The sequence below is a fragment of the Novosphingopyxis iocasae genome, from assembly GCF_014334095.1.
Taxonomy (GTDB): domain Bacteria; phylum Pseudomonadota; class Alphaproteobacteria; order Sphingomonadales; family Sphingomonadaceae; genus Novosphingopyxis; species Novosphingopyxis iocasae.
Map to the genome: position 1 here is coordinate 2,582,914 of NZ_CP060495.1, position 21,645 is coordinate 2,604,558.

Genomic DNA, 21,645 nt, shown 5'->3' on the forward strand with positions numbered 1-21,645 from the left:
GGGCGGGGGCCTTACCCCGCCCGCAAGCTTCAGACGCAAGACGTAATGGCCGGACACGGCCGAGAAGATCAGAGGATTTAATCAATGGCCATCAGTTCGGGAGGCGGAGGCGCAGAGACGCCGATGTCCGACATCAACACGACGCCGCTCGTGGACGTCATGCTGGTGCTTCTCATCATCTTCCTCATCGCTATTCCGGTCGTGATCCAGACGGTTGATCTCGAATTGCCGGTTGTAAAGTTCGAGCCGACCATCACGAAGCCGGAGAACGTTCTGCTCGCGGTCAGCGCGACGGACGTGAACGGTATCGATCCTGGTGAGCCGGGTTTCGAAGGTGCATCGCCGAACGGCCAGTGCCGGGTCTATTGGAACGTGACGCCGATCGATTCGACCGAGCTGGTCGACCGCGCCGTCAAGAAGCTTGAGGCCGAGATCGATGCACTAGGCGGGCCGGCTGCGATTGAATCGGGTCAGGTCGCTCCGGAAGATCTGCCGGAGGTGCACATCCGCGGTGACATCAACACCCCGTATCGCTGCATCGGCGGTGCGATCTACCAGATGCAATCTGCCGGTTTCTCGAAGGTCGGGTTCATTTCCACGCCGATCGAGATTCAGACCGCCCTGTAATCGCGACCTGTTAGCTCGGGGCGCCAGCGGCGTCCCGCAGAGACCAATTTAGGAGAAAATGTCATGGCAATGAGCGGTGGTCGCGACGACGGCGCCCCCATGATGGAGATGAACACGACGCCGCTGATCGACGTCATGCTCGTGCTTCTCATCATGTTCATCATCACCATTCCGGTACAGACGCACGCGGTGAAGATCGATCTGCCGGTCGATAGCAGCAACCCGCCGCCGCTGGTCGATCCCGTGGTGAACAAAGTGATCATTACGCCGGACGACGTCATCCAGTGGAACGGCCAGCCGATTACCTTGCAGCAGTTCGACCAGTTGCTTCAGGAATCGCGGCAGATGACGCCGGAGCCTGAATTGCAGTTCCAGCCTTCCGCGACCACACGCTATGTGATCGTCGACGAGGCGCTGGCGTCGATCAAGCGCTCGGGCATCACCAAGTTCGGGTTTGTCGGAAATGAGCAGTTCCGCCAGTTTGGCAAAGCTGCGGTCATGCCCAAATAAGCTGACTCCTTTCGGAATACAGAAAGGCGGTGCCGCAAGGTGCCGCCTTTTTTTCGGTGGTCGAAGGCTCCTCTCGCGCCCGGATCGCGTCTTTGCCAAGAGAGATACGGGCAGGCGGGCCAGCGATCGGCGGCTCATACGGGACTATTTAGTGCCTCGAGGCGCGCCCCTGTTGACGCAAGTGCCCGGCTTGCATGAGCGGGCGCCCCCCCCCGCACTGCGCGCCAGCTTCGCAAGCCCGCTAATCCAGGATCGACAGTTCGACATGCCGTCATTCGGTCAGGCCGAACGTGCGGTCGAACCAGGCGTAGATCAGACGGTCGCAGGCCATGTCGCGCGTCGCGATGCAGATAAAGGTGCGCCCGTCTTTCGGAAAGCGCTGGGCGGCCACACTCATGCCGTAGGAGAAGCCGCCATGGCCCCAGAGCGGATGCTTGCCCTCCTGCACCACGAAGCCCAGGCCGTACCAGGGTGTGTCACCGGGCACCGTGGCCATCGCGAGCGTTTCCGCGGAGACCAGTTTGCCTGCCTGTAGCGCGGCGAAGAAGCGAACCAGATCGTTGGCGCTCGCGACGCCGCCGCCCGCCGCGGATCCGCTCCAGGGTAGCGCTTCGGTGCTAGGAATGGCTTCAGGCTCGCTCTCGAAAAAGGTGGAGTAGCCCACCGGGACGTCCGCCATGTGATCGCGGTCGGGATAACCCGCTTCGGTCATTCCCGCGGGTGCGAAGACATGGGTCTGGATGAAGTCCGGATAGCGTTCGCCGGACACGCGCTCGATCACCGCGCCGAGCAGGATAAAGCCGTAGTTCGAATAATCGCTCTGACTGCCTGGCGTGAAAGCAGGAGCCCGGTTGCCGTTAAGTTTGATCAGATCGTCGATCGTGCGAACCCAGGCGCGGTTGGCCGCATCCTCGCGCTGCAATATCCCTGCATCGCCGGTGCCGCCGCGATGGTTCAGCAGCTGCCGGATGGTCACCTTCGCCATCTCCCGGTTCGGATAGTCCGGCAGATAACGTGACAGCGGCGCGTCCAGCGCCACCTTGCCCTGTTCGACCAGCTGAAGGATCGCGACCGCGGTGAACATTTTCCCCGCCGAGGCCAGAAACATGGGCGTATCAGCTGTGATCGGCCGCGGATCGTCATGTGAAAAGCTGCCACGGGACAGCATCCACGGTGCCTCGCCATCCCGCACCACGATGATTGATCCGGCGAATTCGTCCCGCTCAGCCAGCCTTTTCGCGATGTCCGTTGTTGCCGCCCAGGCTCGCTCCGGTGCCATCGCGAACGGCTGCAAATTGAATTCGCGCAGCGTCTCGCCGTCGTCGGCCACGGTGAAGGAGAGGCGGGACAGCGTCGGAAAGCAGCGCTCGGCCAGCAGCGCGCTGAAGGCGGTGCCCTCGTCTTTCTCCACGCGCACCAGATCGAAGCCGCAGGTTTCGGTGCGCTGATTTCGCTGGGTCACCGCCAGCGGATCGTCCAGATGCGCGCGAGAGAAGGCCTTGATCGCCGAACTATCACCCGAATTGAACGCGCCGAGCCATTCATCGAAGAGCTGGCGGGCCGGTTCGGCCTGCGCCGCGCTTCCCAGGGGCGTGACTGCCAGAGCCAAGCCCAACGTCACTGCTTTTCGCACCATGATCTCGCTCCTGCGTTGACCGGCGTAGTCTGACAGACGCAGAGCCGCTGCGCGAGCGGCTTATCGGCGAGGGTTCAGGAACTGGAGCCTCAGCCGAGGCGCTCAAGCCTAAAAGTTCAGGCGAGCAGCTCGCTCAGTCGTTCGATCAATTCGCGGTTCGCGGCAGGCTTGGCGATAACCGGCGCGCCAAGCCGGTGGATCAGCTCGCCCTGCCGGTCCAGATCGCCCGAATGCAGCAGGAAGGGAACGCCAAGCTTTTGCAACGCGCGCGCCACCGGCTCGCAGGTCTTTTCCTGACCCAATGTCACATCGAGGATCGCCGCATCCGGTGCCTGAGCTTCCACGCGTTCCAGCGCACGTGCCAATGTCCGCGCGGTGCGGACCGAAGCGCCATGGTCCTCCAGCGCGATCTGCAGATCGAGCGCAATCGTCGGCTCGTCCTCGACCACGAGGATATCGCGCCCCTTCAGGGCGTCTCCACGCATTGTGTTGGCCATGTCGCTCTCAGTCATCCAGCGGAACGCGCACGCACACATGCAGGCCCTGCGGCTGCCAGTCGTAACGGATGGTGCCTTCGGCGGCGGCGAGCAGGCGGCGCACGATGTTCGATCCGCTGCCTTTGCCTTCGGGCGGCTCGGTGACCGCGGGGCCGCCGTTTTCGCGCCAGTCGATCGCGAGCTCGCCGTCTTCGGCTTCCCATTCGATCGTCACCTTGCCGTGGTCGGTGCTGAGCGCGCCATATTTGATGGCGTTCGTCGCCAGCTCATGCAGCGTCAGGCCGAGCATCGATACGATGTTGGTGTCCAGCTTTATCGGCTCACCCCGATAGCTGATATTCTCGCCGCCGCCGTCATAAGGGCCAAGCACCGCGCGCATCATCTGGCCGACGCCGATACTGCCCGAGCTCGCCTCGTCGAGCGTGGTTTCGTACGCGCGGCCCAGCGCCTGGATACGCGATGTGATCCAGTCGGCCATCTCCTCCTGCCCCCGGTCGCGCCCGGCCATGTTGACGATGGCGGAGATGACCGAGAACATGTTCTTCACGCGGTGGCTGAGCTCGCGCGCCATCATCTTGGCATGGCGTTCGTCGGCGCGCGCGGCGTGCACATCGGTGACGTCCCACTGGCTGCCGAAAAGATATTTCAGATTGTCGTCGTCGTCATAGATCGGGCCGACATGCAGCGCATTCCAGAAGGCCGTGCCGTCCTTGCGGTAATTCAGCAGCTCCACCACGGTAACTTCGCGGTTTTCCACCGCCTTGCGGAGGCGAGCCACGGTTTCGGGGTCGCTGTCCGGGCCCTGCAGGAAGCGGCAATTATGGCCGACGATCTCATCCTCGTCATAGCCGGTCAGCTCGCGGAACGCGCGGTTGCAGAAAACGATGGGATCGTCTTCCTGGTTCGGATCGGTCAGGCAGATCGCCATGCGCGTCTGCGCCATCGCCTGTTCGAACAACAGGCCGGAAGCGCCGGAGAAACGCTCCGTATTCTGGACGCTGCGAAATCGGCCGGGCGAATCGTCGAACGCTTCCATGGACTGGTCGTATTTCTCTGCCATTCGCGACAGTTAACACAATGGAACGCGAACGCCAGCGAACAAAAAGCGGCCCTCAGGCGGAACCATGTTCGAACTGAAGACGGGCCAGCCGTTCGTACAATCCGCCCGCGCCTTCCAGCTCCAGATGGCTGCCCTGTTCGACGATGCGGCCTTCGTCCATCACCACGATCCGGTCGGCCGAGCGCACCGTGGCCAGGCGGTGGGCGATCACGACAGTGGTGCGGTCCGCCATCAACCGGTCGAGCGCGTCTTGCACCAGCCGCTCGCTCTCCGCGTCCAGCGCGCTGGTGGCTTCGTCCAGCAGCAGGATCGGCGCCTTGCGTAGCATGGCGCGGGCGATGGCAATGCGCTGGCGTTGCCCGCCGGAAAGCCGCGCGCCGCCTTCGCCCAGATAGGTGTCGAGGCCCTGCGGAAGGCCGCGCAGGAAGCTTTCGGCATTGGCGAGGCGTGCGGCTTCCCACAATTCCTCGTCCTCCGCGTCCCAGCGGCCATAGCGCAGATTGTCGCGCGCGCTGGCGGCAAACAGCACGGTTTCCTGCGGCACATAGGCAATGCGGCGGCGCAGTTCCGCGGGATCGGCATTGGCGAGCGGCACGCCATCGATGCGGATGCTGCCGCGCTGCGGATCGTAGAAGCGCAAGGCCAGCTGGAACAGCGTGGACTTGCCCGCGCCCGAGGGGCCGACGACGGCCACCGTCTCACCGGGCTCCACGGTCAGGGTGAAATCGTCGAGCGCGCGGTCGTCCGGCCGGGTGGGATAGCGGAAGGTGACGTGATCGAAGGCCAGGCTGCCGCGCGGGGCGGGCATGTCGACGGCCTTGGCGGGCCGCGCGATGTCCGGTTCGGCCTGCAGCAGTTCGCCGAGACGGCTCGCCGCGCCCGCACCGCGCAGAATATCGCCCCACACTTCGGTCAGTGCGCCGAAGCTGGAGGCGGTGAGCACGCCGGCAAAGATGAAGGCGGTGATGGTGCCGCCGGTCAGCTGCCCGGAGACAACGTCCGTCGCACCCTCCCACATGATTCCGGTGATCGCGCCGAAAATCATGCTGATGACGACAAGCGTCAGCCCCGCGCGCCATTTGATCCGCCGCCGCGCCGTATCGAAGCTGTCTTCCACCGCGACGGCAAAGCGGTTGCGCTCGCGCGGTTCCTGCCCGAAGGCCTGCACGATCTTCATCGCGCCCAGCGTTTCGGACACCATCGCGCCGACATCGGCGATCCGATCCTGGCTGTGGCGGGAGATCTGGCGCACCTTCCGGCCGATCAGCACGATCGGCACGATGATCAGCGGAATGCCGATCAGCAGCATGGCGGCCAGGCCCGGGGCGAGCACGAACAGATAGATGATCCCGCCGATGCCCAGCACGATATTGCGCAACGCGATGGAAACGGTGGTGCCCACGGTCTGTTCGATCACCGAGGTGTCCGCGGTGAGGCGAGAGGCAATTTCGCTCGGCCGGTTTTCCTCGAAGAAGCGGGGCGCCTGTCGCAGCAGATTGTCCTGCACCGCGCGGCGGATATCGGCCACCACCCGCTCGCCCAGCCAGCTGACGAAATAGAAGCGCGCGGCGGTGGCGATGGCCAGCACGCCCACGATCATGAACATGTAATGGAAATAGGGCGCGATATCGCCGGTGGAGGAGCCGAAGCCCTTGTCCACCATCTGCTGCAACTGGCGCGGGATGGCGAGCGTCGCCAGCGCCGCCAGCAGAAGCGAGGCGGCGGCAAAGGCCAGCTGCTTCGGGTAATTCAGAAGATAACGGAAAACGATCTTGAGGCTGCCGAGCTTGCGGGCGGACCCCGGTTCGATCGCAGCTTTCGTGGGACGCCGTGCCATGGGCGGATCGGTTAGCAGGGGGAGGGGGGTTAGCCTAGTGGCAATGGCGCGCTGAGAGTTTCCCCGCATATTCCTGCCAGTCCACCCTCCCGCATACCCGTTCGCTGGTTCGGCTCCGGACGTTGCACAAACAGCACGCGCACCGGCAAACCGTGCACTGCATTGCAACATTAACCTTTCGCGCTTACGTTGCGTCGTCCGACATACCGAATATTCGAAGGCCTCTCATGCTTTACGCCAGCTACGAATTTCAGCGCTCACTTCTGGCCGGTGCCAGCGTGTTTGCGAACATGGGCGCAAATTTGCTCACCAACCCGCTGAATCCGCTCAGCTATGTGGGGGCCGGCCCTGTCGTCGCCTCGGCGCTGGACGTGTTCGCGCACGCCGCCAGCCCGCGCGGCAAACCCGCTTTCGGAATCGACGCCGCGGAGTTGGACGGCAAGACCGTGGCGGTGACGGAAGAGATCGCGCTGCGCAAACCCTTCGGCCAGCTGAAGCATTTCGTAAAAGACGGCGTCAAAGACCAGCCGCGCCTGTTGATCGTGGCGCCGATGTCCGGCCATTTCGCGACGCTTTTGCGCGGCACGGTGGAGCGCATGCTGCCTGGCCATGACGTCTACATTACCGACTGGCGCGATGCGAAGAACGTGCCCGTGGAAGCGGGCAGCTTCGATCTGGACGATTATATCGACTATATCGTCGAGTTTCTGGAAGAGATCGGCCCGGGCGCGCACATGCTCGCGGTCTGTCAGCCCTCGGTGCCCTGCTACGCCGCCACCGCCTTTATGACGCAGGACGAGAACCCCTGCGTGCCGCGCACGCTCACCCTGATGGGCGGGCCGATCGACACGCGCGAGGCACCAACCGCGGTCAACACGCTTGCCACCGAGCGGCCCCACGCCTGGTTTGCGCAGAATGTGATCGCCACCGTGCCCGGCCTGTATCCCGGCGCGGGGCGCAAGGTGTATCCCGGCTTCCTGCAACTGGCGGGCTTCATGTCGATGAACCTCGGCAGCCATCTCAACAGCCATTATGAGATGTTTAAGCATCTGGTGAAGGGCGATGAGGAAAGCGCCAGCGCCAGCAAGGATTTCTACGAGGAATATCGCTCGGTCTGCGACATGACCGCCGAATTCTACCTGCAGACCATCGAGATCGTGTTTCAGCGCCATGCCCTGCCCAAGGGCGAATGGCTGCACCGCGGTCGCCTGGTCGATCCCGGCGCCATCACCAAGACCGCGCTGCTCGCCATCGAGGGCGAGAATGACGATATCAGCGGCCTCGGCCAGACCAAGGCCTCGCTGACGCTCGCCAAGAAGCTGCCTGAGGCGGAGAAGAAATATTATATGGCCGAGGGCGCGGGCCATTACGGCATCTTCAACGGCAGCAAATGGCGCACCAAGATCGCGCCCGTGGTCGAGGAATGGATCGCCAAGCACAACGATTGAGGCGGCAAGGGGCGCTTTAGTTCTCGGCGGCGACGTGCCAGCCGTAAAGCGCCGCCAGCAGCAGCGCAGCCCATAGTCCAAGGACGATCAGCGCGCCCCAACGCATCGCGGGATGTTCGCCGCCCTTGCGAGCCGCCGCGCGGAATTCCGCCATCAGCGCCGCGCCGGTCAATCGTTCGACCAGCCACAGACCCGCCGGTACGATCAGCGCGTCGTCAAGCAGGCCGATCACCGGAATGAAATCCGGGATCAGATCGATCGGCGATACCGCATAAGCGACGACCAGCCAGCCTACGATCTTGGCGAGCATGGGCGTGCGTGGATCGCGCACCGCCAGCCAAATCGCGACCAGCTCGATCGCCAAGCGCTCCGCAAGACTGGGTTTGTCGGTTTTGTCCGGCTGCGGCATCGGTGGTCCTTTTCCGCGAGCAACCTAAACAGACCGCCGCTCCCGGCAAGCGCCAAGCTAGGCAAGCGCGGACGGCGCGCTAGGATGGCAGGCATGGACGCCCCGCTCATCACCACCGATCGGCTGATTCTGCGCGCGCAGACGCTCGCCGATTTCGACGCGGCCTATGCCGCCGGGCAGGAAGAGCGCGTGCACCGTTATATCGGCGGGCCGCTGACGCGCGCGCAGGCGTGGGAGAAGTTTCTGCGCGGCCCCAGCTTCTGGTCGCTCCTCGGCTACGGCCTCTGGACGATCGAGGAGCAGGCGAGCGGCGCCTATGTCGGGCAGATCGGTTTTGGCCGGTTCGAGCGGGAAATCGACCCGCCACTGCCCGCCATCCCGGAGGGCGCCTGGGTGTTCGGCCCCGACTTCCATGGCAAAGGTTATGGCGGCGAAGCTTTGGCGGCAGCGCTTCGCTGGGCCGATGCGCAGCTGAACAGCAAGCTCTGCTGCATCATCGCGCCGGAAAACGAACCCTCGCTCCGCCTCGCTGCGCGCCATGGTTTCGCCGAAACGCGGCGCGCCGATTATCACGGCAGCGAAACGGTAGTGCTGGAGCGGCCTGCGCCGGGCGGCTGAGCCCGGCGCACGAACGCGGCGTTCAGGTCGAAACGTGCAGCGCGCCGTCGATCGAATGGAACGCGCCGTTGATATATTCCGCATCGTCCGACGCGAGGAAAGCCACCAGCCGCGCCACCTCTTCGGGGCGGCCATAGCGGCCCTCGGGCACGCCTTTTTCGCGCGCTTCCTGCGTCGTATCCCCGCCCTTGTCGAGCGAATCCATCATGCGGCTGTCGATCGGCCCGGGATTGATGCAGTTGCAGCGCACTCCCTTGCCCGCCACTTCCAGCGCCACCACGCGGGTAAGGCCGAGCACGGCGTGCTTCGAGGCGTTGTACCCGCTCATGCCCGGCGCTCCGCTGAGCCCGGCCACGCTGGAACTGTTCACGATCGCGCCTGATCCCTGTTCCAGCATCACGGGCACGACATGCTTCAGGCCCAGGAACACGCCGTTCACATTGACGTCGAATACCTTCTTGAAATCGTCGAGCGGATAATCGCCGATGGGCTTTACCGGCCCCTCGATCCCGGCATTGTTGTGGAAGATGTCGATCCGCCCGCCAAAGGCTTCGCGCGTAACCTTCACATAATCGCGCACCGAAGCCTCGTCGGTGACATCCGCGGTCACGATCTTGAGCTGTTCGCCCGGCACGGCCTTTTCCAGCGCCGCGGTGTCCGCGCCTTCGATATCGACCGCGACGATTTTCGCGCCGCGCGCGGCCATCAGCGCCGCGGTGGCGGTGCCGATCGCGCCCGCCGCGCCGGTGATGAGTGCGACCTTGCCGCTAAGAGTCTGGGGCTGCTGGTCCATAAATGTCTCCGATGTTTGCCTGCCCCATGGATACAAGAAACCCCGCCGGAGCGGGGTTCCATCGTTTGAGATCTCGAAGACGATTACATCGTCGTTTCGACGTGCTTTTCCTTGGGATCGCCATAATTGATGTCGCCGCCGAACAGCATCTTCAGCTTGTTCGCCGCCGAAAGATCGGCTTCCCACATTTCGGCATTCTTCATGTCGAAGCGCAGCAGGGTAAGGTTCGGATCGTCCTTGCCGCCATCGAACCAGGCTTCGATCGCGTTGGACCAGAACTTGTCGATCAGGTCGCGATCGTCGCTGACGGACAGCGTGCCGCTGACCGAGGCGAAGAAATCATGGCCCTTGCCGGAAAATTCCACCATCGCTTCGGGGTGGGAGACGAGGCCGGTTGCCAGGCGATTGTCCTTGCCGGCGAAGAAGAACAGCGAATTCGGGATGTCGTCGTCGAACTGTGCGGTCATCGGCTCCGAATGCGCATTCTGCGCGGGAATACCGATCATGACGAACGGGCTCTTGTCGAGCGCTTTCCAGAATTTTTCGACGATTTCCTTGCTGTCCATGATAAATCTCCTTTGCGTTTGCCCCTTCGAACGTGCGGCCCGCCGGGATCGTTCCCGCTGGCGAACGATCCGCGTGATTGGCGCCTCCAACGCCCTCTTGAAAAAGCGCGTCCCAGCGGCGAGACTCCGGCACCACGGAATCGACGGCCAGTCCGGGGAGCGAGATGAACGTACAAAGTACCGCGGGGGCCGCGCAGGCACGCCGCAAGAAGAAACTCGATCCGGCGGCGAACCCCGCCAAGCTGAAGAAGATCGGCCAGGTCGCCACGCGCAAGCTGAACGCCAACCCCTATGTCCAGCATGTCGATGTGGAGGGTGCGCAGGTCTATGTTTATCAGAATTTCCTGCCCGATGCGGACTGCGATCTGCTGATCGCGCGGATCGATGCCGAAGCGGTGCCGAGCACGCTTTACGAAGGCACCAAGCAGGAGAATTTCCGCACCAGCTACAGCTGCCACCTCAATGGCCGTGATGCGGACGTTTCGCGGATCGAGACGCGCATTGCCGAGGTGCTGGGCCTATCCAACGATTTTTCGGAAACGATGCAGGGCCAGCGTTATCATATCGGCCAGGAGTTCAAGCCGCATCATGATTTCTTCCATGTGGGCGAAGGCTATTGGCAGCAGGAGCGCCATCAGGGCGGGCAGCGCAGCTGGACCGCGATGATCTTCCTGAATGATGTACCCGACGGCGGAGAGACCGAATTTCCGCAGCTCGGCATCGGCGTGACGCCGCGCAAAGGCATGATGCTGATGTGGAACAATATGCGGCCCGACGGCACGCCCAACATGAAGACACTGCACGCCGGCACGCCGCCGCGGCTCGGCACGAAATATATCATCACCAAATGGTTTCGGCAGAACAACTGGCTGAAGCTGGCCTATGCCAATGCGGAGGGGCAGTAAGCCCGGCAGCTTTTCAACGCCCCCGTGCGTTTAACGTACGAAGAAAGGGTGACGATGAAAAAGCCGATCCTTGCCGCGCTGATGCCGCTGGCGCTCACCGCCTGCCTGGGGCAGGTCCGCGAACCAAGTCTCGCCGCACCCGCGCCGCCCTTCGACGCGCTGGCCTTTTTCGAGGGGCATAGCGAAGGCGTCGGTACGCTCGACAAAATCGTCGGCAAGACCGAACAGACCCGCGTGTCGAGCGACGGCACGCGTCTGGACGACGGCAGCCTGCGCCTCGTCCAGCATATCGAGGAAGGCGACAAGCCGGAGCGCAAACGCACCTGGGTGATTCATGAGACCGCACCGGGCCGCTATGCCGGCACGCTGACCGATGCCGACGGCCCCGTCACCGGCTCCAGCGAAGGCAACCGCCTGCACCTCGCCTACACCATGAAAGGCGGCCTTGGTGTCGACCAGTGGCTGTACCTGGAGCCCGGCGGCAAGGTGGCGCTCAACCGCATGAAAGTGAGCAAGCTCGGCATCACCGTCGCCAAGCTGGACGAGACGATCCGCAAGGAGTGAATTTTCAGCTGACGCGGTTTGCCAAGGCTACCGTCGATTGGCTGAAGGCAGATGCTACCTGCCCGATCTGATCGTCGATCAAACGGATTCCGTCGCTGTCCTCGATGATGCGGCCGTCGGGATGGCGCAAGAACAAGGTGCTTCCGCGCTTGTCGATGCCAGCGGTGCGCGGCATCGAGAGGAATAGCTCCGCGCGTGTATCGACCATATTGCGCTCCCGTGCATCCTCCAGTTCCCGCATGGTGAACTTGCGGACAATCAGCACGGACGGATTGTTGACGCCCTTGTTGCGGCCGAAGGTTTCCTTGGGAAGCGCCACCGATGCAACGATCCTGGCACGCTGTGTCAGCCAGCGCCGAAGAAAGGCGAGCCCCGGATTGTTGAGGATGCCGTCGGGCAGCACGAGCGCGCAAATACCGCCCGGCTTCAGGAAGTTGAGCGCGGTTTCCACGAACAGCTGTTCGGCGGGCATGGAGCTGCGTTTGCGTTCGCTCTCCCACTGGCCCAGCTCATATTGATCAAGAATATGGGCATCGTCGATCCGTACCTCTTCGCCAAAGGGCGGGTTTGTGATCACCACATCAAACTGGCCATAGGGAACATGTTCGCGCGTCTGATCGGGCCATTCACCCGGCCGCTTCACGGTATTCGCCTCGAACACATTGGTGGAGCCATCGCCATGCATCACGAGATTCATCTGGGCCGTGCGCACCAGCCCCGGATTGATATCCAGTCCATAAAGATGCCGGCGGCAGGTCTCGCGCACTCGTTCGCGCACCCGCGCCTGCACATCGACAGTGCCGCGCTGCACCTCCTGCTCCCGCATCCGATCGCGCAGATTGGCGATCCAGCTGACCAAAAAGCCGCCGGTGCCGCAGCAGCAGTCGACCACTTTGAGGGAAGATAAGCGCGTCATCGGATAAAGCGCCATGATCATGTTCACCGCCATGTCGCAGACATTGCGGGGTGTGAAATATTCTCCCCGGTCGCCGCGCAGATTGTCGCCGACGAGATGCTCATAGGCCTCGCCCTTCACATCGGTCGTGCTGCGCAGGATCGAGATATATTGCAGCTCGGCCACCACATAGGCGACCACTTCGGGGCGAAGTGTGATGCGCTCGTCCGGCTTGAAGATATGTTCGTACTGGTCCTTCACCTGCTCGAACAGCGGTGCGAGCCGGTCGTCGAGCAGCCTGCGCTGGCCGGCGGCAGAGCGGCGCTCGCTGGGATCGATCGAGAATTGCAGCTCGTTCCCGCCCTCGCTTTCCTCATAGGTTTTACAGAAGATCAACTTCAGCATCTCGTGAAATGCTTCGGCCTTCTGCAGCCCGCTATTGGCGTGAATGTAATTGTGGCACCGCTTGAAGATGCTCGTCAGCTCCTGCACCGGCTGCAGGTCCTGATGGGTTGGCCGCCGGGGAGAATCTTCTCCCGCACGCGGAATATCCGCGACCTCGCTGATTGTGCCGTCGCTAAGCGAGCGCTCATAGGCGACCAGCGTCTGGCCCACCCACATGCCGAAACGGCAGCAGCTGCACGCGCTCATATAGCTTTTCAGCTGATCGAGCCCGTCATCCTTCGCGCTCGGTTTCTTGTCGTCACGCTTGGCTTCGATGATGGTGACGATGTTTTCCTGCGCATGTTTTGCGCCAGCCTTGAAGATCGCCAGATCCGCCGCCTTTCTGGCGCGTCCCATGACGATGCGGACCTCCACACCGATATCGCTTTTGTCATAGCCATATTCGTCGACCAGACTGCGCGCCCAGCGCTGGCGCACATTTTCTTCCGGCGTGTCTGGGCGAAGCTTCCCGGTGATGAAGCAGCGGATCTTGCCCGGCGGGATCAGCGGGATGATGTTGCTGTTATCGGGCATCAGCCATCTCCGTCTTGATCGTTGCCAGCGTATCGGCGACCTGCTGTGCCGCGCGCTGACGGGCGGCTTCTGCATCGTCCATGGCCTGAGAAAGGCGGTGCATTACCGTGTCGGGCAGCATGGGGACCAGGCAGGAGCCGATCTGATCATCGGTGATGTGATCGATCTGGCCGCCATGGGTGTGCTTCAGGATCTGAACCTGCGCGAATTCGGACGTCAGGAAGGCGCGGATATAGCCGCGCAGGCGCTCGTCATGCGGAATGATGCGGATGATGTCATGCGTGGCTGCCCAGCCATCAAGCGAAGGCGGCACTTCGAACACCCGCCCGATGGTGCCCGAACATGTGACCAGCAGCCAGCCCATCCGGATGCGCAAATTATCGAGGTTCACGCGAGAGGCATGGGAAACGAAGCGTGCCTGCGCGGGCAGGCCCGTGGCGGCTATGCTCATCAGATCGGTAGCATTCAGATAGGGGATGCCATGATCGGCATTCTTGGCCCAGATGCGCGTGAACAGGCTCGGCAGGCGGATTTCGGCAAGCTCTGCGAGCGGTATCAGGTCGTGGCCGGACGCATCGAGCGCATCGGAATTGGCGAGAATTTTCGGCTCATAATGTTCTGCATCGAGCCGCGTGGCCGCCTCAGATACGATCCGTTCCAGCGGAATGCACCAGCTTTCGGGCGCAACCAGCGCTTCCACCAGTGCGCCACTCTCGGGAAATAGCGCCTCTTCGACTTCGCTGCGACTGGCCAAGATAATCTCCCCCGAAGTGAACGCGCTGGCATGTTCCTCAAAGGGTTCCGCGATGCACGGGGAAGCTGATCCGATGTGGCGAGGTTCTGCTCCATTCTGGAGTTGAAGGTGCATGGCTGGGCAAGGCCATGGCAAACGGCAGGACAAGACCCTGTCCTACAGGGGCCTGCATGGGGTATGCTGTGCTCATGGTTTCACAAATGCGCTTTTCGATCCGCTCCATTTGCTTGCCGCTTCGGGCGGTGAAAAATAGGAGCTCTGGACAGTGTGAAGTGTGTGAAGCTGGCGTCCTGTGGGCGCGGGGAGGGTCGCTATGGCGCAGGTGAAGTCGGCGCGGCCGCTGGAGCTGTTCAGCCGTGCCGAGTGGAGCGCGCTCACACGGGTGTCGCGTTGGCGGGGCACGTGGCTGGTGGTGCATTGCTGGGCGGTGATCGCGCTCGTCATCGGCGTGGCGCTGTGGGGCTGGGATGCGCTGGGGCCGCTCGCCGGGGTGCCGGCGGTGCTGCTCGCCATCGTCATCGTCGGCGGGCGGCAGCTGGGGCTTGCCATCCTGATGCACGACGCCGCGCATGGTCTGCTGAGCCCCGATCGCCGGTGGAACAACCGGCTGGGCGAATGGCTGACCGGCGCGCCCGTCGGCAGCGATCTCAAGGCCTACCGCACCTATCACCTCACCCACCACCGCTACACGCAGCAGGAGGAGGACCCCGACCTCATCCTCTCCAAGCCCTTCCCGACCAGTGGCGCGAGCCTGCGGCGCAAGGTGTGGCGCGATCTGACAGGCCGCACCTTCCTGCGCACGCGGGGCGCGCAGCTCGCGGCGGCATGGGCGGCGTTGAAGCAGCAACGACCGAAGACCGTAAGCCCTGAGCCTGTCGAAGGGCGTTTCGCGGACGCGGGTGAGGTAAGCGCAGGAGAGGCGTCCTTCGACAGGCTCAGGACTACGGATGAGGGGCAAGGGAGCGCGAACGGAACCGAGAAGGAGGGCGGCGATGGCGAAGTGAAGTCCTTTGCCGGTGTCGCCATGCTGCGCTTCCTCGCCGTCAACGCGCTGCTGCTGATTGTGCCATGGGCGCTAGGCGCGGGGCCGTGGCCGTTCCTGATCTGGATTGCCGCGCTGGCCACCACGTTCCAGCTGTTCCTGCGCGTGCGCAACATCGCCGAACATGCCTGTACCGCCACCGGATCGGACGATCCGTTCACCCATGCGCGCACCACCCATGCCAATTGGGCGGAGCGAGCCACCGTCGCGCCCTATTGGGTCAACTACCATTCGGAGCACCATCTGTTCATGGCCGTCCCCTGTTACCGCCTGCCCGCCGCGCACCGCCTGCTGGCCGCAAAGGGCCTCACGAGCCGCATGACCATCGCGCCCGGTTACGTCGCGGTGCTGCGGATGGCGGGGGGCGCGGCATGAGCGCCGATCTGGCGGCCAAGGGCCGGTCGATCCTGGAGACGCTGGTGGGCTTCGACACCACCTCGCGGCTCAGCAATCTGGCGCTGATCGAATGGGTGGAGGAGTACCTCTCCGGCTTCGGCATCACCGGCCGCCGCGTGCCCAATGCGGACGGCACCAAGGCGAACTTCTACGCCACCGTAGGCCCGGATGTGGAGGGCGGGGTGATCCTGTCCGGCCACAGCGATGTCGTGCCGATCGACGGGCAGGACTGGTCGAGCGACCCGTGGACGGTGACGGAGCGGGACGGCAGGCTGCACGGTCGCGGGACGAGCGACATGAAGGCGTTTATCGCGCTGGCGCTGGCCGCCGTGCCGCGCTTTCGGGGCGGCAAGCGGCCGGTGCACATCGCGCTGAGCTATGACGAGGAGGTGGGCTGCAAGGGCGCGCCGGACCTGATCGCTAGCATTGCGGACCATGTGCCCGCGCCCGCGCTCGCCATCGTCGGCGAGCCGACATCGATGGCGGTGGTGACGGGGCACAAGGGCATCGCGCTGCACGAGGTGCGCGTGCGCGGGCATGAGGCGCATTCCAGCCTCACGCATCTGGGCGTGTCGGCGAACATGGTGGCGATTGGCCTGATGGGCGAGCTGGCGGCGCTGGCGGAGGGGCTGAAGGGACGCGCCGATCCGGACAGCCCCTTCACGCCGCCGCACGCCACGCTGACGGTGGGCATGATGAACGGCGGCACGGCGAGCAACATCCTGGCCCGCGATGCCCGCTTCGTCTTCGATCTGCGCTGCCCGCCGGGGCAGGACCCGCTGGATATCCTGGCGCCGTTCATGGAGCGGATCGCGGCGGTGGACGCCGAGCTGCAGGCGCGCTTCCCGGAATGCGGCGTGCGCGTGGAGCGGCTGTCGCACACCCCGCCGCTGGCCCCCGTCCCCGACGGCCCGGCCGAAGCCTTTGTGCGATCGCTGACCGGAGACAACGGCCCGGCACTGGCGGTCTCTTACGCCGCCGAAGCCGGGCAATTCGCGCGGGCGGGTTTCGCCACGGTGCTGTGCGGCCCCGGCTCGATCGAGCAGGCGCACCAACCCGACGAGTGGATCGCGCTGGAGCAGATCGACCGCGGCGCGGCGTTCATGGAACGGCTGGCGGCGCGGTTGCAGGCGTGAGGCGGGGGCGGGTTAGCGTCCCAACGCCTCGGCAATCAACGCGCGCGTGTTGGCGATGCCGTAGAGCTGGATGAAGCTGCCCATGCGCGGCCCTTGGCTGGAGCCGAGCAGCGTCTCGTACAGCGCTTTGAACCAGTCCCGCAGGCTCGCGAAGCCGTAGCTCTCATCCTTGCCGATGGTGTAGACGATGGTCTGGATGTCCTCGGCGGCGGCGTCTTCCGGCAGCTCGGCCAGTTCGGCATCGAGCCGCTCCAGCGCGGCCACCTCGCCGCCCTGCGGTGCACGCCGGTTCAGCGTGGGGGCGATGTAGTCGCGGGCATAGGCCAGAGCGTTGTCGATCAGGCCGTCCAGCTCCGGATAGCGCTCCGCCGAGGCATCCGGCACGTAGTTGCGCAAATAGCCCCAGACGGCGTCCTTGTCCGCCTCTCCACCCATCACGCCGACGAGGTTGAGGAGCAGGCCGAAGGTGACGGGCAGCTCCACATCCGGCACGTCGCCGTCATGGATGTGATGCACCGGGTTGCCGAGCCGCTTAGCCGCGTCCTGATCCTGCCAGTTCGCGCGGAACTGGTAGTAGTCATCGACCGCGCGCGGGATCACGCCGACATGCAGCTGCTTGGCGGACTTGGGGTTGGGGAAGATGTAGAAGGCCAGCGACTGGTCCGAGCCGTAAGTCAGCCACTCCTCGATGGTCAGGCCGTTGCCCTTGGATTTGGAGATCTTCTCGCCCTTCTCGTCCAGGAACAGCTCGTAGATCAGCCCCTCCGGCTTGCGCCCGCCCAGCACCTTGGCGATGCGGCCGGACTGGACGCCGCTGTCGGTCAGGTCCTTGCCGTACATCTCATAGTCGACGCCCAGCGCCACCCAGCGCATCGCCCAGTCGACCTTCCACTGCAGCTTGGCGTTACCGGCCAGGATCGACTGCTCGACCGTCTCGCCGTTCTCGTCCTCGAAACGGACCATACCGGCCTCGGCATCGACCACCTCGACCGGCACTTGCAGCACGACGCCGCTGGTCGGCGAGACCGGAAGCACGGGCGAGTAGGTCTTACGCCGTTCCTCGCGCAGCGTCGGCAGCATGATGTCCATGATCGCGTCGTAGCGGCGCAGCACGTTCCTTAGGGCATCGTCGAACGCGCCGCTGTTGTAGCGATCGCTCGCGCTGATGAACTCATAGTCGAAGCCAAAGCGATCGAGGAAGTCGCGCAGCTGCGCGTTGTTGTGCGCGGCAAAGCTTTCGTGCGTGCCGAACGGATCGGGAATGCGGCTCAGCGGCTTGCCGAGATGCTCTGTCAGCATCGCCTGATTGGGGACATTGTCCGGCACCTTGCGCAGGCCGTCCATATCGTCGCTGAACGCAACCAGTCGGCTAGGCGCGCCGCCGGTCAGGATCGTATAAGCCTGACGCACCCAGGTGGTGCGCTGCACTTCCTGAAAGGTGCCGATATGCGGCAGACCCGATGGGCCGTAGCCGGTTTCGAACAGCACTGGTTCGCCGCCGGGCTTGCCATCGGGATAGCGCTTCAGAAGCTTGCGCGCCTCTTCGAATACCCAAGCCTTGCTGTCCGATGCGGCGGTGCGATAATCCACGTGTGCTGTTTCCTTTTCGTTCCCGAATGGCATAAGCGGGAGGCGTGACTCACCTACCGTTCCCCGCGCTGCATGCAAGTCATGCGGGCATTTGGCTGGCCGAACCGGGCGCCGCGCCGCGCGCGATATCCAAGGGCGATGCCATCGGCAGGGCGGCGGAAACGCCGGTGATTTTGATGAATGCGCCACTGGTGGGGCGGCGGCTGGGCTATCCCGATCTGTCGGGCCTGGACCTGCTGGAGCTATTCGCGTTCGTCCATCCCGCCCGCTTCATGGTGCCGACACCCGCCGGGCTGGCGCGGGCGTTGCGGCTCGAAACCGGCGCTGAAAATCCACTCGGAACATCTGCGTCCGCGGATGCCGACATCCCATCGCTCTACCTCTCGGCGGCCGAAGCGTTGCTCGAAACGCTCGGCGATCCGGCATGGGCGGAGCGCGAGGGCGCGTGGAACGCTGCGCAGGCGCTGTTTCGCCTGCGCTGGCCTTGGGCAGCCGAAGTCGCGCGCCGAATCAAGCGCCCGGAAAAGGCGGAGCGCTGGCTGTTCGCCAAGCTTCCCGAGTGGGAAGAGCGGCCACCGCGCGCGCAGCCCAAGCAGGTGCGGGTCGACGAGGATGAAGCGCTCAAAAGCCTGGCGAAGCTCACAGGAGAGAGCGCGGAGCGACGTGAGGGGCAGCGCTCCTACGCTGTAGAGGCAGCCAAGGCATTCAATCCGCGCGCCGTGAAGGGGCAGCCGAATATGCTGTTGGCCGAGGCGGGGACGGGCATCGGCAAGACTTTGGGCTATCTCGCCCCTGCGCATCGCTGGACCGAGAAGTCGGGCGGGGGTGTGTGGATCAGCACCTATACGAAGAACCTGCAGCGCCAACTGGTCGGCGAGACGCGGCGTATCTATCCGGACGAAGCGCAGTTTCGCGAGAAGGTGGTCGTGCGCAAGGGCCGCGAGAACTATCTGTGCCTGCTTAATCTGGAGGACGCGCTGCAGGGTGGGTTTCAGGGCCGCGCCGCCGTGCTGTCGCAGCTGGTGGCGCGCTGGGCCGCCTATACCCGCGACGGCGACATGATCGGCGGCGATCTGCCCGGCTGGCTCGTCACCCTGTTCCGGCGCAACGGCACGACGGCGCTGACCGATCGGCGCGGCGAATGCGTCTATGCGGGCTGCCCGCACTACCGCAAATGCTTCATCGAACGCGCGGCGCGGGCGAGCGCGGACGCGGACATCGTCATCGCCAACCATGCGCTCGTGATGGTCAATGCCGCACGCGGACGCGAGCAGGCGAGCCAGCCCACGCGCTTGATCTTCGACGAAGGACATCATCTGTTCGATGCCGCCGATTCGATGTTCGCTGCGGCGCTGACCGGGCAGGAGACGATCGAGCTCAGACGCTGGATCATCGGCCCGGAAGGCAAATCGCGCGGCCGCCGCCGAGGCCTCGCCGCGCGCCTGGCCGATGTGGCGAGCTATGACGATGAGGGCGGCCGCGCCATCGAGGCGGCCCGCACGGCCGCCACCGCGCTGCCGTCCGATGGCTGGCTACAGCGCGTCGCCGAGGGGGATCCGTTCGGTCCGCTTGAGCGGCTGCTCTGGGCGGTGCGCGGCTTCGTCTATGCCCGCGATGAGAGCAAATCGGCCGAGGCGGGCTATGGGCTGGAAACCGAGATCGCCGATCTCGACGGGCCCACGGTGGAAGCGATCAACGGCGCGATCGAGGCGCTGGAGATGCTACAGCGCCCGCTGGTCGTGCTCGGGCGGCGGCTGGAGGCGATCCTCGCCGATCCGCCCGACTGGATGGACGCGCAGGCCCGCGCGCGTATCGATGGCGCGATGGCGAGCATGAACTGGCGCGTGGATCTGCTGGGCGGCTGGATCGCGCTGCTTTCCAACGCGGTCGGCGCGGCGGATCCCGACTTTGTCGACTGGATGGCGGTCGATCGGTTCGAGGGCCGCGATTTCGACGTCGGGCTGCACCGGCACTGGCTCGATCCGATGCGGCCGGTGGCCGAAATCGTGCTGAAGCCCGCGCACGGCGTGATTGTCACCTCCGCCACGCTGCGCGGCGGCGGGGATTGGGACAATGCGCAGGCACGCTCTGGCGCTATCCATCTGGACAGGCCCGCCGATCAGTTCACCGCCGTCAGCCCGTTCGACTATGCGAACCAGGCCGAGCTAATGATCGTCACCGACATTAAGCGCGGCGACACCGCGGCGCTGGCCAACGCCTATGGGCGATTGATCGAGGCGAGCGGGGGCGGGGCGCTAGGCCTGTTCACCGCCATCCGCCGCCTGCGCGCCGTACATGCGCGAATCGCGGACAGGCTCGCGCGGTCCGGCCTGCCGCTCTACGCGCAGCATGTCGATCCGATCGATACCGGAACGCTGGTAGATATCTTCCGGGACGATCCGCGCGCTTCGCTCCTCGGCACCGATGCGCTGCGGGACGGCGTCGACGTCCCCGGTCATTCGCTGCGGCTCGTTATCATGGAGGGCGTGCCCTGGCCCAAGCCCAATATCCTGCACCGGGCGCGCAAGCTGGCGGCGGGCGGCAGCGCCTATGACGACCGAATCATTCGCGCCCGGCTGGCGCAGGCTTTCGGCCGCCTGATTCGCCGGGCCGACGACCGCGGACGCTTCGTGATGCTCTCCGCGGCCATGCCTTCGCGCTTCCTCGACGCCTTCCCAGCGGGCACGCCGGTTCGCCGTGTGACGCTGGCTGAAGCGATTTCCAGCATAAGCGGCCTTTCGGAGCATCGCGAAAGCGGGCAAGAAGGGGTGGGGCTGGAAAAGCTGCTGGGCGAGGACCTGATCGACCGATGAAGAAACTGACGCTGATCCGCCACGCCAAGTCCGATTGGTCGGACGAAGGCCTGCGCGATGTGGACCGCGCGATCAACGAGCGCGGCTGGCGGGCGGCGCGGGTGATCGGCAACTGGATGGCCGAGCAGCGCTTGCTGTTCGATCTTGTGCTGGCGAGCCCTGCCGTGCGCGTCGCCGAGACGCTTGACGGGTTGGTCGAAGGATATGGACGCAAGCTTGAGCCGGAGATCGACAAGCGCATCTATCTGGCGTCCTCGGTCACGCTGATCGAGGTGCTTCGTGACCGCGGCGGCGCGGCGGAGCATGTCATGATGTGCGGCCACAATCCGGGCATGGAAGACCTCGTGCTGGATCTGGTGCCCGATAACGGCGCTGGCGGCCCGCGCGAGGATGTGGAAGAGAAGTTCCCCACCGCATCCGTTGCTGAGATAGCGCTCGATATCGACGATTGGGCCGACTTGGACAATCGCAAGGGGCGCCTGAAACGGTTCACACGGCCGCGCGATCTTGCCCCCGATCTGGGTCCGCAATATCTGCGCTGACTGTCCCGGTTCTGCACGGCCCGGTCGGG

The 21,645-nt window shown here is 64.4% G+C and carries 20 protein-coding genes; 10 read left to right on the forward strand and 10 right to left on the reverse strand.

Annotated features, from left to right (window positions below; translation table 11 throughout):
- The first annotated feature begins 84 nt into the window (after nucleotides 1-84).
- Together H7X45_RS12360 and H7X45_RS12365 are read left to right on the forward strand one after the other, a co-directional pair.
- Nucleotides 85-627 carry an ExbD/TolR family protein gene (locus H7X45_RS12360; RefSeq protein WP_187335144.1) on the forward strand — a complete coding sequence of 181 codons (543 nt, stop codon included), beginning with the start codon at nucleotides 85-87 and terminating at the stop codon, nucleotides 625-627.
- Nucleotides 628-690: 63 nt separating this feature from the next.
- A complete protein-coding gene (locus tag H7X45_RS12365; protein ID WP_187335145.1) occupies nucleotides 691-1,137 on the forward strand; it encodes an ExbD/TolR family protein in 447 nt (148 codons plus the stop codon).
- Nucleotides 1,138-1,408: 271 nt separating this feature from the next.
- Here the strand turns inward: H7X45_RS12365 and H7X45_RS12370 are convergent, their stop codons facing one another.
- From H7X45_RS12370 to H7X45_RS12385, 4 genes are all read right to left on the reverse strand, one after another.
- On the reverse strand, nucleotides 1,409-2,773 hold the full coding sequence (locus tag H7X45_RS12370; RefSeq protein ID WP_187335146.1) for a serine hydrolase domain-containing protein: 1,365 nt from the start codon (nucleotides 2,771-2,773) through the stop codon (nucleotides 1,409-1,411).
- Nucleotides 2,774-2,889: 116 nt separating this feature from the next.
- Complete coding sequence (locus H7X45_RS12375; RefSeq protein ID WP_187335147.1) at nucleotides 2,890-3,270, reverse strand: response regulator; 381 nt, start codon at nucleotides 3,268-3,270, stop codon at nucleotides 2,890-2,892.
- A 7-nt stretch (nucleotides 3,271-3,277) separates the two neighbouring features.
- Nucleotides 3,278-4,330, reverse strand: a complete 1,053-nt coding sequence (locus tag H7X45_RS12380; RefSeq protein WP_187335148.1) for a PAS domain-containing protein — start codon at nucleotides 4,328-4,330, stop codon at nucleotides 3,278-3,280.
- 52 nt (nucleotides 4,331-4,382) lie between these two features.
- Nucleotides 4,383-6,167, reverse strand: coding sequence for an ABC transporter transmembrane domain-containing protein (locus tag H7X45_RS12385; RefSeq protein ID WP_187335149.1), 1,785 nt, complete (start codon nucleotides 6,165-6,167; stop codon nucleotides 4,383-4,385).
- A 227-nt stretch (nucleotides 6,168-6,394) separates the two neighbouring features.
- Here H7X45_RS12385 and H7X45_RS12390 point away from each other — a divergent pair, with 227 nt between their 5' ends.
- Nucleotides 6,395-7,615 carry a polyhydroxyalkanoate depolymerase gene (locus H7X45_RS12390; protein ID WP_187335150.1) on the forward strand — a complete coding sequence of 407 codons (1,221 nt, stop codon included), beginning with the start codon at nucleotides 6,395-6,397 and terminating at the stop codon, nucleotides 7,613-7,615.
- Nucleotides 7,616-7,631: 16 nt separating this feature from the next.
- Here H7X45_RS12390 and H7X45_RS12395 read toward each other — a convergent pair whose 3' ends face one another.
- Nucleotides 7,632-8,024 carry a YkvA family protein gene (locus tag H7X45_RS12395; protein WP_187335151.1) on the reverse strand — a complete coding sequence of 131 codons (393 nt, stop codon included), beginning with the start codon at nucleotides 8,022-8,024 and terminating at the stop codon, nucleotides 7,632-7,634.
- 93 nt (nucleotides 8,025-8,117) lie between these two features.
- Between H7X45_RS12395 and H7X45_RS12400 the strand changes: the two genes are divergently transcribed.
- Nucleotides 8,118-8,642, forward strand: a complete 525-nt coding sequence (locus H7X45_RS12400; protein ID WP_187335152.1) for a GNAT family N-acetyltransferase — start codon at nucleotides 8,118-8,120, stop codon at nucleotides 8,640-8,642.
- A 22-nt stretch (nucleotides 8,643-8,664) separates the two neighbouring features.
- On the opposite strand, the gene H7X45_RS12405 is transcribed toward H7X45_RS12400, so the two are convergent.
- Entirely contained in the window at nucleotides 8,665-9,435 is a 771-nt protein-coding gene (locus H7X45_RS12405; protein WP_187335153.1) for an SDR family NAD(P)-dependent oxidoreductase, read from the reverse strand.
- Nucleotides 9,436-9,518: 83 nt separating this feature from the next.
- Nucleotides 9,519-10,001 (reverse strand): pyridoxamine 5'-phosphate oxidase family protein, encoded by a 483-nt coding sequence (locus H7X45_RS12410; RefSeq protein WP_187335154.1) that lies wholly within the window; start codon nucleotides 9,999-10,001, stop codon nucleotides 9,519-9,521.
- Between the two features lie 164 nt (nucleotides 10,002-10,165).
- On the opposite strand from H7X45_RS12410, the gene H7X45_RS12415 reads away from it, so the two are divergent.
- Nucleotides 10,166-10,906: a prolyl hydroxylase family protein gene (locus H7X45_RS12415; RefSeq protein WP_187335155.1), complete on the forward strand. Its 741-nt coding sequence runs from the start codon at nucleotides 10,166-10,168 to the stop codon at nucleotides 10,904-10,906.
- A gap of 54 nt (nucleotides 10,907-10,960) precedes the next feature.
- Nucleotides 10,961-11,470: a DUF3833 family protein gene (locus H7X45_RS12420; RefSeq protein WP_187335156.1), complete on the forward strand. Its 510-nt coding sequence runs from the start codon at nucleotides 10,961-10,963 to the stop codon at nucleotides 11,468-11,470.
- 4 nt (nucleotides 11,471-11,474) lie between these two features.
- Here H7X45_RS12420 and H7X45_RS12425 read toward each other — a convergent pair whose 3' ends face one another.
- Entirely contained in the window at nucleotides 11,475-13,343 is a 1,869-nt protein-coding gene (locus H7X45_RS12425; RefSeq protein ID WP_187335157.1) for a type I restriction-modification system subunit M, read from the reverse strand.
- Nucleotides 13,333-14,097: a restriction endonuclease subunit S domain-containing protein gene (locus H7X45_RS12430; protein WP_187335158.1), complete on the reverse strand. Its 765-nt coding sequence runs from the start codon at nucleotides 14,095-14,097 to the stop codon at nucleotides 13,333-13,335. Before H7X45_RS12430 ends, H7X45_RS12425 begins: the two co-directional genes overlap by 11 nt.
- Before the next feature lie 313 nt (nucleotides 14,098-14,410).
- Between H7X45_RS12430 and H7X45_RS12435 the strand changes: the two genes are divergently transcribed.
- Both H7X45_RS12435 and argE read left to right on the forward strand, forming a co-directional pair.
- Nucleotides 14,411-15,514 carry a fatty acid desaturase family protein gene (locus H7X45_RS12435; protein WP_187335159.1) on the forward strand — a complete coding sequence of 368 codons (1,104 nt, stop codon included), beginning with the start codon at nucleotides 14,411-14,413 and terminating at the stop codon, nucleotides 15,512-15,514.
- Nucleotides 15,511-16,671, forward strand: coding sequence for an acetylornithine deacetylase (gene argE, locus H7X45_RS12440; RefSeq protein ID WP_187335160.1), 1,161 nt, complete (start codon nucleotides 15,511-15,513; stop codon nucleotides 16,669-16,671). The genes H7X45_RS12435 and argE overlap by 4 nt, the downstream gene beginning before the upstream one ends.
- 12 nt (nucleotides 16,672-16,683) lie before the next feature.
- Here argE and H7X45_RS12445 read toward each other — a convergent pair whose 3' ends face one another.
- Entirely contained in the window at nucleotides 16,684-18,294 is a 1,611-nt protein-coding gene (locus H7X45_RS12445; RefSeq protein ID WP_187335161.1) for a lysine--tRNA ligase, read from the reverse strand.
- A gap of 11 nt (nucleotides 18,295-18,305) precedes the next feature.
- On the opposite strand from H7X45_RS12445, the gene H7X45_RS12450 reads away from it, so the two are divergent.
- Nucleotides 18,306-21,074: an ATP-dependent DNA helicase gene (locus tag H7X45_RS12450; protein ID WP_187335162.1), complete on the forward strand. Its 2,769-nt coding sequence runs from the start codon at nucleotides 18,306-18,308 to the stop codon at nucleotides 21,072-21,074.
- A complete protein-coding gene (locus tag H7X45_RS12455; protein WP_187335163.1) occupies nucleotides 21,071-21,616 on the forward strand; it encodes a SixA phosphatase family protein in 546 nt (181 codons plus the stop codon). Before H7X45_RS12450 ends, H7X45_RS12455 begins: the two co-directional genes overlap by 4 nt.
- The last annotated feature ends 29 nt before the right edge of the window (nucleotides 21,617-21,645 follow it).